This window comes from Micromonospora sp. NPDC005707, assembly GCF_040631005.1.
Taxonomy (GTDB): Bacteria; Actinomycetota; Actinomycetes; order Mycobacteriales; family Micromonosporaceae; genus Micromonospora.
In genome coordinates, this window is record NZ_JBEXYR010000006.1 from 201093 (window position 1) to 214313 (window position 13221).

The following is a 13221-nucleotide window of genomic DNA, read 5'->3' on the forward strand; positions in this document are numbered from 1 at the left end:
CCGGGTCGCCCGATGTCGGAGGAGCACAGACGATGACAACGCAGCGCACACGGTCGCTCGGGCGCCCGACCCTCGACGCGGTCGCGGCCCGCGCAGGCGTGGGGCGCGGCACGGTCTCCCGGGTGGTCAACGGCTCGCCGCAGGTCAGCCCCGAGGCCCGGGCCGCCGTCCAGGCGGCCATCGCCGAGCTGGGGTACGTGCCCAACCGCGCGGCCCGGGCGCTGGTCACCCAGCGGACCGACTCGGTGGCGCTGGTGGTCTCCGAGTCGGGGGAGCGCGTCTTCACCGAGCCGTTCTTCGCGGGCATCGTCCGGGGCGTCAGCTCCGCGCTGCTGGAGACCCCGATGCAGCTCTGGCTGGCCATGGCGCAGTCGCAGATCGAGCGGGAACGGGTCGAGCACCACCTGACCAACCAGCACGTCGACGGCGTGCTGCTGCTCTCGCTGCACGACGCGGACCCGCTGCCCACGCTGCTGGAGGAGCGCGGCCTGCCCACCGTGCTCGGCGGCCGGCCGGCCCGGATGCTGCACCCGAACGCCCAGCCGGCCTGGTTCGTCGACGTGGACAACGTCGGCGGCGCCCGGCAGGCGGTGGAGCACCTCTTCGCCCGCGGCCGGCGGCGGGTCGCCACCATCGCCGGCACCCAGGACATGGGCGCCGGCCTGGCCCGGTTGTCCGGCTACAAGGAGGCGGTCCGGGCCGCGGGCGGCGACCTCAACCCGGACCTCATCGCGTACGGGGACTTCAGCGAGGGCAGCGGCACGGCCTGCATGCGCCGGCTGCTGGAGGTCTGCCCCGACCTGGACGCCGTCTTCGTCGCCTCCGACCTGATGGCCTTCGGCGCCCTGCGCGCGCTGCGTGAGGCCGGCCGCCGGGTGCCCGAGGACGTGGCGGTGATCGGCTTCGACGACGCCCCGATCGCCCGGCAGGCCGAGCCGCCGCTGACCACGGTCTTCCAGCCGGTCGAGGAGATGGGCCGGCAGATGGCCCGGCTGCTGGTCTCCCGCATCCGCGGCGAGGACCTGCCCAGCCCGCACGTGCTGCTGGACACCAAGCTCATCCACCGCGCCTCGGCCTGAGGGCTCAGGCCCAGCGGCGCAGTTCCCGCTTCGCCAGGGACGCCCGGTGCACTTCGTCGGGCCCGTCGGCCAGGCGGAGGGTGCGGGCCTGCGCCCAGAGGGCGGCGAGCGGGGTGTCCTGGCTGACGCCGGCCCCGCCGTGCGCCTGGATGGCCTTGTCGATGACCCACTCGGCCATCGCCGGCGTGGCGATCTTGATGGCCTGGATCTCGGTGTGCGCGCCCCGGTTGCCCACGGTGTCCATGAGCCAGGCGGTCTTGAGCACCAGCAGCCGGGCCTGCTCGATGCGCACCCGGGACTCGGCGATCCACTCCCGGACCACGCCCTGCTCGGCGAGGGGGCGGCCGAACGCCACCCGGGTCAGGGCCCGCCGGCAGAGCAGCTCCAGGGCCCGCTCGGCCATGCCGATCAACCGCATGCAATGGTGGATCCGTCCCGGGCCGAGCCGGGCCTGGGCGATGGCGAAGCCGGCGCCCTCGGCGCCGACCAGGTTCTCGACCGGCACCCGTACGTCGGTGAAGTCGATCTCGGCGTGCCCGCCGTGCGGGGCGTCGCTGTAGCCGAAGACGGTCATGCCCCGGCGTACCGTCACGCCCGGGGTGTCGCGGGGAACCAGGATCATGCTCTGCTGGCGGTGCCGGTCGGCGTCCGGGTCGGTCTTGCCCATCACGATGAAGATCTCGCAGCGCGGGTCCATGGCCCCGGACGACCACCACTTGCGGCCGTTCACCACGTACGCGTCGCCGTCCCGCACGATCCGGGTGGCGACGTTGGTGGCGTCGGAGGAGGCCACCTCCGGCTCGGTCATGCAGAACGCCGACCGGATCTCCCCGGCCAGCAGCGGCGCGAGCCAGCGGTCCCGCTGCGCGTCGGAGCCGAACTCGGCCAGCAGTTCCATGTTGCCGGTGTCCGGTGCGGCGCAGTTCAGCGCCTCCGGGGCCAGGTGCGGGCTGCGACCGGTCAGCTCGGCGAGCGGGGCGTACTGGAGGTTGGTCAGCCCGGCGCCGTAGCGCGCGTCGGGCAGGAAGAGGTTCCACAGGCCGCGCGCCCGGGCCTCGGCCTTCAGTTCCTCCAGCACGGGCGGGCGGGCCCACGGGTCGCCGGCCGCGAGCACCTGCTCGTGGTGCACCGGCTCGGCCGGGAGGACGCACTCGGTGAGGAACGCCTCGAGCCTCTCGCGCAGCTCGACCGTCCGGGCGTCGTACGCGAAGTCCACTACTTCTCCCTCACCGCGTGCAGACCGTGCTCGACCAGCGGCGCCACCATCTCGCCGATCCGGTCGAAGCCCCCGCCGAGCGTCTGCCCGAGGGTGTGCCGGTAGTGGATGCCCTCGCAGATCACCGCGAGCTTGAAGCAGCCGAGCGCCACGTGCCAGTGCAGCGGCCCCACGTCGACGTCGCTGCGGCCGGCGTACCGGTCGATCAGCTCGGCGCCGGTGGGGAAGCCGGCCCGCGGGCCGATGCCGTCGGCCACCGGGTTGCCCTCGGCGCTGTCGCTGTCGCCCAGCACGTCCCAGTAGGTCAGCAGCAGGCCCAGGTCGGCGAGGGGATCGCCGAGGGTGGCCATCTCCCAGTCGAGCACCGCCCGCACCGCCACCGGCTCGACCGTGGCGAGCAGGTTGTCCAGCCGGTAGTCGCCGTGCACGATCCGCCCGGCGTTCGCGCCCTCGGGCACGCTGCCGGCGAGCGCGTCGCGCAGCTCGTCGATGCCGGGCAGCGGCCGGCTGCGGGACCGGTCGAGCTGCCCGGCCCAGCGGCGGACCTGCCGGCCGAGGTAGCCGTCGGGGCGGCCGAAGTCGCCCAGCCCGACCGCGCCCGGCTCGACCATGTGCAGGTCCGCGAGGGTGTCCATCATCGCCAGGGCCAGGTCGCGCCGCTGGCCGGCGGTGAGCGCGTCGGTCTGCTCCCGCCGCCGGTAGACCTCGCCGTCGACCTTCTCCATGAGGTAGAACGGCGCGCCGAGCACGTCGGGGTCGGTGCAGAGCAGCAGCGCCTCGGGGACCGGCACCGCGGTGGGGGCGAGCGCGGAGATCACCCGGTACTCGCGGGCCATGTCGTGGGCGGTGGCCAGCACGTGCCCGAGCGGCGGCCGGCGCAGCACCACCTCGCGGTCGCCGGCGCGCAGCAGGTAGGTCAGGTTCGACTTGCCCCCGGCGATGAGCCGCGCCGCAAGCGGCCCGGCGTGAGCCGCCCGGTCCGCTGCAGGCAACGGCCCGGCCAGCTCGGGCCGGTGCGTGGCCAGGTACGCGGCCAGCCGGTCGAGGTCGAGCCCGCGCGGGGCCGAACCGGTCGGGGTCTGCGGTGCGTCGACGGCCGGATCGGTCATCCGGTTAGTTGATGGCAGCTCAGCTTTGTTGTCAAGGTGGGATGTTCCCGGCGGGACATGCCGCTGCAACGGGGGCGAAATGGTCAACCGGCAGGCTGGGGCCCAGCCTGCCGGCCGCCACGGCCGGCCTGCCGAGCGGAGGGACCAGACATGCTGCTGAGAGTTCGGGTGACCCTGCCGGACCGACCGGGCACGCTCGGCCAGGTGGCCCGCACGCTCGGCGTCTCCGGCGCCGACATCGTCCAGGTGGTGGTGCTGGAGCGGCTCGGCGGCCGGGCGGTCGACGACTTCACCGTGGTCTGGCCGGGCGCGGCGCGGGTGGAGCGCCTGCTCGCCGGCCTGGCCGCCATCCCCGGCGTACGGGTGGACGGGGTGTGGCGGGCGATCGGCGCGCCGACGACCACGGGCCAGGACGCCGAACTGCTCGCACAGGTCGCGGCGAACCCGACCGACGGGGTCGCCACCCTGGTCGACGCGGCGCCCGGGCTGCTCGCCGCGGACTGGGCGGTGGCCGCGGTGGTGCCGCTGGACTGGGCCGCCCGCGGCGGCGGCGCGGGCGGGGCGACGGTCGGGCACGCGAGCTGGCGCGCCCCGGTCCCGCCCCGGCTGCCGGAGGTGACCCCGCTGCGCGCCCGGGCCATGACCACGCCGGACGGGCACCACTACGCGGTCGCGCCGTTCGGCCGGGCCGGCCTGGTGCTGGTGGTGGCGCGCGACCACAGCGACCCGCTCGCCGCGGCCGCGTTCCACTCGACCGAGGTGGACCGCCTCGCCCAGCTGGTCCGGGCCGGCGCGGTGATCCTCGGCGACCGGCTCGACCTGGTCGGCGCCCCGCCCGTGACCACCATCACCTGACCAGTCCCACCGTTTCACCCGTGGGCAACGGGGGCGCAACAGGCGGCCGGCAGGGTCGGTGGTGAGGAAGGGAGCGAACCATGGCGCTGTGGCGGATCCGTGCCACCGTGGACGACCGGCCGGGCTACCTGTCGGTGCTCACGGCGAGCCTCGCGTTGCGTGGGGTCAACATCCTCACCGTGCAGGTGCACACCACCGAGCTGGGGGCGGTCGACGACTTCCTGGTCGACGCGCCCGACCGGCTCACCGAGGCCGACCTGCGGGCGGCCGTCGAACGGGGGCGGGGCCGGAACTGCTGGGTCGCGCGCAGCGAGGCGCGCGGGCTGGCCGACCAGCCCACCCGGGTGCTCGGCCTGGCCGGCCGGCTGGTCCGGGACCCGGACGCGGCCGGCGAGACACTGCGCGTCCTGCTCGGCGCGGACGCGGTGGCCTGGCGGCCGACGCCGGCCGCCCCGCCCGGCGGGGTGGACGGGACCACGATGCTGCTGGCCGACCCGGCCGGCGGCTCGTACGAGCTGCGGCGGCGGGAGCCGAGCTTCACCCCGGCCGAGTACGCCCGCGCGCAGGCCCTGGTCGAGCTGGCCGCCACGGTGACCCGCCGGGACGCCGACCGGGTCACCCTGGTGCTGCCCGACGCGGCCGAGGTGCTGGCCCGGCCGGCCACCGCCGACGACCTGCCGGGCGTGCTGGAGCTGCACGACAGGTGCTCGCACCGGAGCCGCCAGCGGCGCTACCTGAGCGGCGCGGGGCACCCCGCACCGGCCCGGCTGCGCCGGCTGCTCGAACCGGCGCGAGGGCTGACCCTGGTTGCCACGGCCGCCTCCGGCGGGACGGCCGCACCGGTGGTGGCCATGGCCAACCTGCTCGGCGAGGGGGACGAGGCGGAGGCGGCGCTGCTGGTGCGCGACGACTGGCAGCGCCGGGGCCTCGGCTCGGCCCTGCTGCGGCGCCTGCTCGGGCACGCCGACCGGGCCGGCTACGCGGCCGTGCTGCTGCACGTGCAGGCCGAGAACACCCCGATGCTGCGCACCGTACGCGGGCTGAACCGGCCCACCTCGGTGGAGCGGGACGGCAGCGTGCTGACCGTGACGGTGCCGCTGGCGTCCCGCCCGGCCGTGCCGCCCCGCCAGGCCGGCGCGGCCGCGCGGGCGCGCCGGTCGTCCTGACTTCACGGTCGCGCGCCGCGACGCGTCCCGGGCCGCAACGGCGCGGTACGGGACGCCGGCCGGCGGGCGACCGCGCACCGGCGCCGGGTCACCGGCGCCACCGGGCCGACCTCCGATGCGGAGGACGGTGACACGGCAGGGCCCCCGGTGCGGGGGCCCTGCCCGTGTCCGGGCCCGGTCCGATCAGGTCGCCGGGTAGCTGCTGTAGTCCGGGAAGTTGCCGTAGAGCCGGCCGTCGCCGCCCACGGTGACCGCCTGCACCAGCAGGTCGCCGCCGACGAACGCGCCCTTCCAGGACGCGCCCCGGCCGCCGAACGGCTCCTCCCGGTCGCCCCGGGAGCGGGGCTTGTTGATGCCCACCTTGAACGCCTGCAGGTCGACCGCGAGCTTGCCGGCGAGTTCCTCGTCGTCGCAGGCCACGGAGGCGACCAGCGCGCCGTTGGACGCGTTCATCTGGGCCAGCAGCTCGTCGGTGGTGTCCACCACGACGATGGTGTCCACCGGACCGAACGGCTCGGCGTGCATGAGCCGCGAGCGGCCGGGCGGGGCGAGCAGCACGGCCGGCGCCACGTAGGCGGAGGTGTCCTGCCCGTCGAGGAAGGGCGCGCCGTCGAGCTTGCCCCGGTGCAGCGGCACCGCGCCGCCGCGGACCGCCTCGTCGACCTTGCGCCGCAGCTCCTCGGCCTTGGCACCGCTGATCAGCGGGCCGAAGTCCAGCTCGGGCAGCGGGTCACCGGCCGACCAGTCGTCACCCACGGCGAGCGGGTGTCCGAACCGGACGGAACGCACCACCGGCAGGTACATGTCGAGGAACTCGTCGACCAGGTCGCGCTGGACCACGAACCTCGGGTACGCGGTGCAGCGCTGCTTGCCGTACTCGAAGCCCTTCTTCAGGTGCGCGGCGAGCAGGTCCCACTGGGAGAAGTTCCAGATGCCCCAGGCGTTGAGGCCCTCCTGCTCGATGAAGTGCCGCTTGTCGGAGTCGAGCAGCGCCGCGGCCACCTTGCCGCCGTTGGAGCGGCCGCCGACGAACGCCACCGCACCGATCTCCGGGGCCCGGACCAGGACCTCGGAGAGCTCCTCGCCGCTGCCGGAGAGCAGGGTGGCGGGCAGCCCGGCGCGGCGCATCAGCGCGTGCGCCACGGTGAGGCAGACCGCCCCGCCCTGGGACGGGGTCTTGGCGATCACCGCGTTGCCGGCGAGCAGCTGCACCAGCTCGGCGTGCACGAGCACGCTCATCGGGTAGTTCCAGGAGGCGATGTTGCTGACCGGGCCGGGCAACGGCTCGCGGCCGTCGGCGAGCATCCGGTCGATCTCCTGCACGTACCAGCGGACGCCGTCGAGCGCGCGGTCGACGTCGGCGCAGGCCAGCCGCCACGGCTTGCCGATCTCCCAGACCAGCAGCAGGGCGAGCAGGTCGCGGTGGGCGGTGAGCGCGTCCAGGGCGTCGTCGACCCGGGCCTTGCGCTCGGCGAGCGGGGTCTGCGCCCACTCGCGGTGCGCGGCGGCGGCGTGCGCGACCGCGCCCCGCGCCGCCTCGGCGTCGAGCCGCGCCAGGTTGACCAGCACGGTGTTGTCGACGGGGGTGCGTACCGGGGTCGGCGCACCGACCGCGCGCCACCCGCCCTCGACCAGGTTGTGCAGGGTGGCGGTGCCGTCGGGTGCGGTGCCGAAGGCCTCCGGCGTGGCGGCCACCGCGCGGGCGAGGGTGTCGGACCAGGAGGTGCCGTCGGCGAGTCTGAGAGCCATCGCGATCTCCTCAGGGTTGTCCGGGGGAGCGGCGGCGTCGATGGCACCGCTGGTGTCGCGTACTGTCCCGCGCTGCCGAGCGGGCGGGCAACCGTACGCTCGTATGCCAGGACGCTCGGCCGGCCACCGCGACGCGTCGCGGCCCGACCGCCAGCAGCTTGACCTGGGCGTACGCGGGAAGCCTATAGAAGGCTGTCGATTATGTGATCCAGGCCCGGGCGGCGTCGACCGGGTTACCCGTCAGTACGGATCATTCCCTCGGCCGGTTCAACCGCCCAGTGCGGCGATCGCCTCCGCGGTCGTGCAGACCGTGCCGAGCCGGCGGAAGACGTAGTCGACCGCGAACTCGTGGGCGTACGCGTCCAACCCGGACATCGCGTCGTGCGGCAGCACCACCCGGTAGCCGATCTCGTCGCCGATGCGGGCCGTCTGCTCGACGCCGAAGTTGGTGGCCAGCCCGCCGATCACCAGCGTGTCCACGCCGCGCTCCCGCAGCGCCGCGTCGAGCCCGGTCTCGTGGAAGGCGCCCCAGGTGTGCTTGACGATCGCCAGGTCGCCCTCGCGGGGCGCCACCTCGGGAAGCAGTTCGCTCCCCGCCGGCTGCGGATCAGGGCCGGGCCGGTCGGCGCGGACCACCACCACGGTTGCCCCGGTGGCGCGGGCGGCCTCGGCGAGGGCAAGGCAACGCTCGACCACCTCGGGGCCGGTGTGCGGGGCGGTCGGCAGGTCCACGATGCGACGCTGGAGGTCGATCAGGACGACGGCGGTGCGGGTCGGGTCGAGAGCATCCACCCCAAGATCATATCGAGGGCGGACCGTCGGGGTGGCCCCGGAAAAGGTGGAGCCGGCCGCCGGACCGAGGTCCGACGGCCGGCTCCGAGCCGCTGTCCGGGTCAGCTCGTGAAGGTGATCCGGTCCCGGCGGCGCCGCAGCGTCATCAGGAGGACGCCGCCGCCGATGAGGGCGAGGCCGGCGAGCGAGATGCTGGTCGCGGCCACGCCGGTGAGCGGCAGCCCACCCTCGGTGCCGCTGCCGCCGCCCTGCCCGCCGCCGGCCGAGGTGCCGGGCGCCGGGGTGCCCGACGGGTTCTCCGGGCCGCCCGGCGTCGGGGTCGGCGTCTCCCCGCCCGGCGTGGCCGGGGTCGGCGTCGTCGGGTTCCCCGGTGACTCGCACGGCGCCAGCCAGAAGACCTTGTGCTTGCCGGCGGACGACCTGCCGTCGGTGAGGTCCACGTCGAGCTTGAGGTGGTAGCCCTGCTTCGGGTGCGGCGTCAGCCCGGCCAGGTCGAGGTCCTTCGAGGAGAGGCTGATGACCGCGTCGTGGTCGTTCTCCGCGCCGGAGGCCGGGTCGGTGCTGATCACGACGTTCTTCTTCGACCAGACGACCTTGTCCTTCGGGGTGGCCGACGGCGCCTGCGCCCAGAGCGTGATGTCGGCCTTCTGGTCCTTGTCGAAGTTGAAGAACTCCAGCTCGAAGTCGCAGGTGACGTGCGGCTGGTTGTCGACCTTGTCCGAGAAGGGCGTGCCGTCGATCTTGACGGTGCCGTTGTCGCCCTTGGGGTTGTGCGGGTTGCCGGTGGCCCAGGCCGGGGTGGCGAGCCCGAGCAGGGCCGTGGCGGCGGCTGCGGTGAGGGCAGCGCGCGCCACGTGCCGACGCTGTGGCATGAGGAATCCTTCGAGATCGGGAGAGGGGGACGCCACATGATCACATGTCGATGGGCTCCCGTCCAGATGGGACGAGGCCCCTGAGCTGCGCAGATGTCCTTGCCGTGGGCGAAATCCGGGCCACTTCCCAGGCGTGTCGGCGTAACGATGAACGGGCTCTCGACGCTTCGCCGTCCTCGGCGCCGGCGCCGGCTTCCCAACCGATGACGTCGCCAGTACATTGTCGACTATCCATGGGAGCGCTCCCGAGCATCCGGGTCCGTCCCACCACCACAGCCGCCGGCAGCCCCGACCGCCGACGCCGTCCCGTCCGGTCCGGGCCACCGCGGCGCCACCCACTGGAGCTCGCCATGCCCCGTCCGACCCCGCCCCCTCGCGGCCGGTCCCGGCTCCGCCGGCTGCTCGCCGCCGGCGCCGCACTCGCCGCCGGCCTGGCCGCAGCCGTCGCCTCCCCGCCGGCGCCGGCCGCCGCGGCACCCGCCGGCAACGACGGCGCGGTCTCCGCCGCGGCCGGCGCGCGGACCGGAAGCGCACTGGCCGCGCCCGCGTTCAACTATCAGGAGGCGTTGCAGAAGTCGCTGTTCTTCTACGAGGCGCAGCAGTCCGGCCGGAAGCCGGCCTGGAACCGGGTCTCCTGGCGGGGCGACTCGGCCCTCACCGACGGCGCCGACGTCGGCCTCGACCTCACCGGCGGCTGGTACGACGCCGGCGACCACGTGAAGTTCGGCTTCCCGATGGCGTTCAGCGCCACCATGCTGGCCTGGGGCGCCGTCGAGTACCGGGACGGCTACGTCGCCTCCGGCCAGCTCCCGCACCTGCTCAACAACCTGCGCTGGGTCAACGACTGGTTCGTCAAGGCGCACCCCGCACCGAACGTCCTCTACGGACAGGTCGGCAAGGGCGACGACGACCACAAGTGGTGGGGACCGGCCGAGGTGCTGCCGATGGCGCGGCCCGCGTACAAGATCGACGCGAGCTGCGGCGGCGCGGACCTGGCGGGGGAGACGGCGGCCGCGATGGCCGCCTCGTCGATCGTCTTCCGCCCGACCGACGCCGCCTACGCCGACAAGCTGCTCGGCCACGCGAAGCAGCTCTACACGTTCGCCGACACGGTACGGAAGAGCTACCACGAGTGCATCACCGACGCGACCAGCTTCTACCGGTCGTGGAGCGGCTGGCAGGACGAGCTGGTCTGGGGCGCGGCCTGGCTCTACCGCGCCACCGGCGACGCCGCCTACCTGACCAAGGCCGAGAGCGAGTACGACCGGCTCGGCACCGAACCGCAGTCCACCACCCGCTCCTACAAGTGGACCATCGCCTGGGACAACAAGCAGTTCGGCGCGTACGTGCTGCTGGCCAACCTGACCGGTAAGCAGAAGTACGTCGACGACGCCAACCGCTGGCTCGACTGGTGGACCGTCGGCGTCAACGGCTCCCGCGTCAACTACTCGCCCGGCGGCATGGCCGTCCTCGACTCCTGGGGTGCCCTGCGCTACGCGGCCAACACCGCCTTCGCGGCGCTGGTCTACAGCGACCGGACCACCGACGCCACCCGCAAGGCGCGTTACCACGACTTCGCCGTCCGGCAGATCAACTACGCCCTCGGCGAGAACCCACGCAACTCCAGCTACGTGATCGGCTTCGGGGCCAACTCGCCGAAGAACCCGCACCACCGCACCGCGCACGGCTCCTGGTGGGACAGCCAGACGGTGCCCACCGAGACCCGGCACGTGCTCTACGGCGCGCTGGTCGGCGGCCCGTCCTCGGCCAACGACGCCTACACCGACAGCCGCTCCGACTACGTCATGAACGAGGTCGCCACCGACTACAACGCCGGCTTCACCTCCGCCCTGGCCCGGCTCGCCTCCGAGTACGGCGGCAGCCCGCTCGCCGGCTTCCCGACCGCGGAGCAGCCCGACCTGGACGAGCTGACCGTGGAGACCACGGTGATGCAGGCCGAGCCGAGGGCCACCGGACTCAAGGCGATCATCTACAACAAGTCCGCCTTCCCGGCCCGGGCACTGACCACCGCGAAGTTCCGCTACTACTTCCGCCCCGACGGCACCGGCCCGGTGCAGGTCACCCCCGGCTACACGCAGGGCTGCCCGTCGCCCACCACGGCCAAGCAGTTCTCCGGCGACATCTGGTACGTCGAGGTCGACTGCACCGGATACACCATCGCGCCGGCCGGGCAGTCGCAGCACCGGATGGAGGTGCAGTTCAAGATCGGCGTGCCCGAGGGCGGCACCTGGAACCCGACCAACGACCCGTCGTACCAGACCACCGCCGGCCCCAACCGGAAGGTGCCGCTCTACTCCGGCGGGACGCGGGTCTGGGGCGAGGAGCCCGGACCGGCCACCCCGGACACCACCGCGCCGACCGTGCCCGGCGCCCCGGTCGCCTCGGCCGTCACCGCCACCGGCCTCACCCTGACCTGGCCCGTCTCCACCGACACCGGCGGCAGCGGCCTGGCCGGCTACGAGGTCACCCGGGCGCAGACCGGCAGCGACGCGCTCGTGCTGACCGACGCCCCGACCAACACCCTCGCGGTGACCGGGCTGCTGCCCGAGCGGACGTACCAGTTCACGGTGCGCGCCCGCGACGGCGCCGGGAACCGGTCGACGGCCTCGCCGGCCCTGACCGTGACCACCCCGGCCGCTCCGGCGCCGGACACCACCCCGCCCACCGCCCCGGGCACACCCACCGCGTCGGCGATCGGCCCGACCGGGCTCACCCTCGCCTGGGGCCCGGCCACCGACAACGTGGGCGTCACCGGGTACCGGGTCCACCGGTCCGGGAACGTCCTGGTCGGGTCGAGCACGGGGACCACCCTGGCGGTCACCGGGCTGACCGCCGCCACCGCGTACACCTTCACCGTGGTCGCGGTGGACGCGGCCGGCAACGTCTCGGCGGCCTCGCCCGCGCTCACCGTCACCACCGCGGACCCGCCGGCCGGCGGCGGCTGCGCGGTGACCTGGACGACCAGCAGCTGGGACACCGGGTTCACCGCGAACATCACCGTCACCAACACGGGGACCAGCGCCATCAACGGCTGGACGCTCGGCTTCACCTTCCCGAGCAGCGGGCAGAAGGTGGTCCAGGGCTGGTCGGCGAACTTCACCCAGACCGGGACGGCGGTGACCGCGACGAACGTCTCCTACAACGGCACGCTGGCGCCGGGCGCGTCGACCAGCTTCGGCTTCAACGGCACCCACACCGGCACCAACCCGAAACCCACCGCGTTCACCCTGAACGGCTCCCCCTGCACCGTCTCGTAGCGGTTGTTCGCCCGATCTTGGACAGTTGCCGTTCATCCCGAACGGCAACTGTCCAAGATTCACTTCGGTGGACGCCAGCCGGCGGCGCGGAGGGCGCGGCCGAGGGTGGCGGCGACCTCGCCGGGGCGGGCACGGACCAGCCAGGCGGGGAAGCGGAGGATCCGGTCACCGTTGGTCCAGATGTCGTTCTGCCGCCGCATGTCCTCGGCCCAGTGCCGCACGTCCATGTGGTGCGCCCCGTCAACCTCCGCGTGCAACCGCCACTCCCGCCAGTACGCGTCCAGCCAGCGGACCCGGCCGCTCTGATCCCTGCGGCGTTCCTGCAGGTCTGGGCGGGGCAGCCGGTGTCGGCGGCACAGCGCCAGGAAGTCCAGCTCCGACAGTGCCTGTGCGCCGCCCGCGATGTCCGCCACCGTCCGCCGGACGAGATCGCGGCGCCGTGGCCGGGTCAGCACCGCCAGCACGGCCTCGATCTCCTCCGGCAGCACACGTCGCTGCTGGCAGGCGGACGCCAGGACGAGCTGGGCCTCCCGGAGGCTCCGAGCCCAACTCGCGCCATCGACCACCGCCCGTGCCGTCGTGGTCCGGGGCGGCCGGGCGCGCTGGAGGTGCGCCTCGGGCAACACGGTGGTGCGGTGCGCCACGACCCCGGGCATGTCGATCGGGAGCCGGCGCGGCAGTGTCCTCACCCGCCGATCCGCCGGCACCAGCACGTGCAGCGGCTCCGGCGGCAGACCACGGACACCGGCCTCGGCCGCGGCGGTCACCCCGGCCAGCACGGCGCACGGTCCAGCGGCGAGCACGGCCACCCACAACTGCTGGTCACGGGTCAGCCGGCCGTTGCCGGTGAGCAGGATGCCGCGACACAGCGAGCGCCAGCGCCCCGAGCGGACCATGCCGCGCACGACGCCCTCGGTCAGCAGCCGGCTCGCCTGGCCGGTCGTCAGCACCCCCGCCTGCTCGAACGCCAGCCACTCCAACGTCCCCGCCTCGTCGGCGGGCAGCACCCTCACCACCCGCCCGAGTCTCCGCCCGACGATGCGGCCTCGCCGTCCCGTCCACAGATCTTGGACACTTACCGTCCGCCTCGAACGGTAAGTGTCCA

At 74.2% G+C, this 13221-nt stretch carries 10 protein-coding genes; 4 read left to right on the top strand and 6 right to left on the bottom strand.

All coding sequences use genetic code 11. The features are described from left to right. Positions 1 to 32: 32 nt before the first annotated feature. The gene (locus ABZ452_RS13850; protein ID WP_357942353.1) at positions 33 to 1079 is read left to right on the top strand and encodes a LacI family DNA-binding transcriptional regulator; all 1047 of its coding nucleotides are present in this window, start codon (positions 33 to 35) and stop codon (positions 1077 to 1079) included. A 4-nt stretch (positions 1080 to 1083) separates the two neighbouring features. On the opposite strand, the gene ABZ452_RS13855 is transcribed toward ABZ452_RS13850, so the two are convergent. Together ABZ452_RS13855 and ABZ452_RS13860 are read right to left on the bottom strand one after the other, a co-directional pair. Further along, on the bottom strand, positions 1084 to 2295 hold the full coding sequence (locus tag ABZ452_RS13855) for an acyl-CoA dehydrogenase family protein (RefSeq protein WP_357942355.1): 1212 nt from the start codon (positions 2293 to 2295) through the stop codon (positions 1084 to 1086). Then, positions 2295 to 3404, bottom strand: a complete 1110-nt coding sequence (locus ABZ452_RS13860) for a phosphotransferase family protein (RefSeq protein WP_357942357.1) — start codon at positions 3402 to 3404, stop codon at positions 2295 to 2297. The genes ABZ452_RS13855 and ABZ452_RS13860 overlap by 1 nt, the downstream gene beginning before the upstream one ends. Positions 3405 to 3554: 150 nt before the next feature. On the opposite strand from ABZ452_RS13860, the gene ABZ452_RS13865 reads away from it, so the two are divergent. Next, on the top strand, positions 3555 to 4259 hold the full coding sequence (locus ABZ452_RS13865; protein ID WP_357942360.1) for an amino acid-binding protein: 705 nt from the start codon (positions 3555 to 3557) through the stop codon (positions 4257 to 4259). Positions 4260 to 4339: 80 nt separating this feature from the next. Continuing rightward, a complete protein-coding gene (locus tag ABZ452_RS13870; protein ID WP_357942362.1) occupies positions 4340 to 5425 on the top strand; it encodes a GNAT family N-acetyltransferase in 1086 nt (361 codons plus the stop codon). 183 nt (positions 5426 to 5608) lie between these two features. On the opposite strand, the gene ABZ452_RS13875 is transcribed toward ABZ452_RS13870, so the two are convergent. The 3 genes from ABZ452_RS13875 to ABZ452_RS13885 all read right to left on the bottom strand — a co-directional run bounded on the left by ABZ452_RS13875 (position 5609) and on the right by ABZ452_RS13885 (position 8838). Then, positions 5609 to 7174 carry an aldehyde dehydrogenase family protein gene (locus ABZ452_RS13875; protein ID WP_357942364.1) on the bottom strand — a complete coding sequence of 522 codons (1566 nt, stop codon included), beginning with the start codon at positions 7172 to 7174 and terminating at the stop codon, positions 5609 to 5611. A gap of 267 nt (positions 7175 to 7441) precedes the next feature. After that, positions 7442 to 7966: an isochorismatase family protein gene (locus ABZ452_RS13880; protein ID WP_357942366.1), complete on the bottom strand. Its 525-nt coding sequence runs from the start codon at positions 7964 to 7966 to the stop codon at positions 7442 to 7444. A gap of 101 nt (positions 7967 to 8067) precedes the next feature. Continuing rightward, complete coding sequence (locus ABZ452_RS13885) at positions 8068 to 8838, bottom strand: LPXTG cell wall anchor domain-containing protein (RefSeq protein WP_357942368.1); 771 nt, start codon at positions 8836 to 8838, stop codon at positions 8068 to 8070. A gap of 350 nt (positions 8839 to 9188) precedes the next feature. On the opposite strand from ABZ452_RS13885, the gene ABZ452_RS13890 reads away from it, so the two are divergent. Next, positions 9189 to 12116: a glycoside hydrolase family 9 protein gene (locus tag ABZ452_RS13890; RefSeq protein ID WP_357942370.1), complete on the top strand. Its 2928-nt coding sequence runs from the start codon at positions 9189 to 9191 to the stop codon at positions 12114 to 12116. 59 nt (positions 12117 to 12175) lie between these two features. On the opposite strand, the gene ABZ452_RS13895 is transcribed toward ABZ452_RS13890, so the two are convergent. After that, positions 12176 to 13132: a hypothetical protein gene (locus ABZ452_RS13895; RefSeq protein WP_357942372.1), complete on the bottom strand. Its 957-nt coding sequence runs from the start codon at positions 13130 to 13132 to the stop codon at positions 12176 to 12178. Between the last annotated feature and the right edge of the window lie 89 nt (positions 13133 to 13221).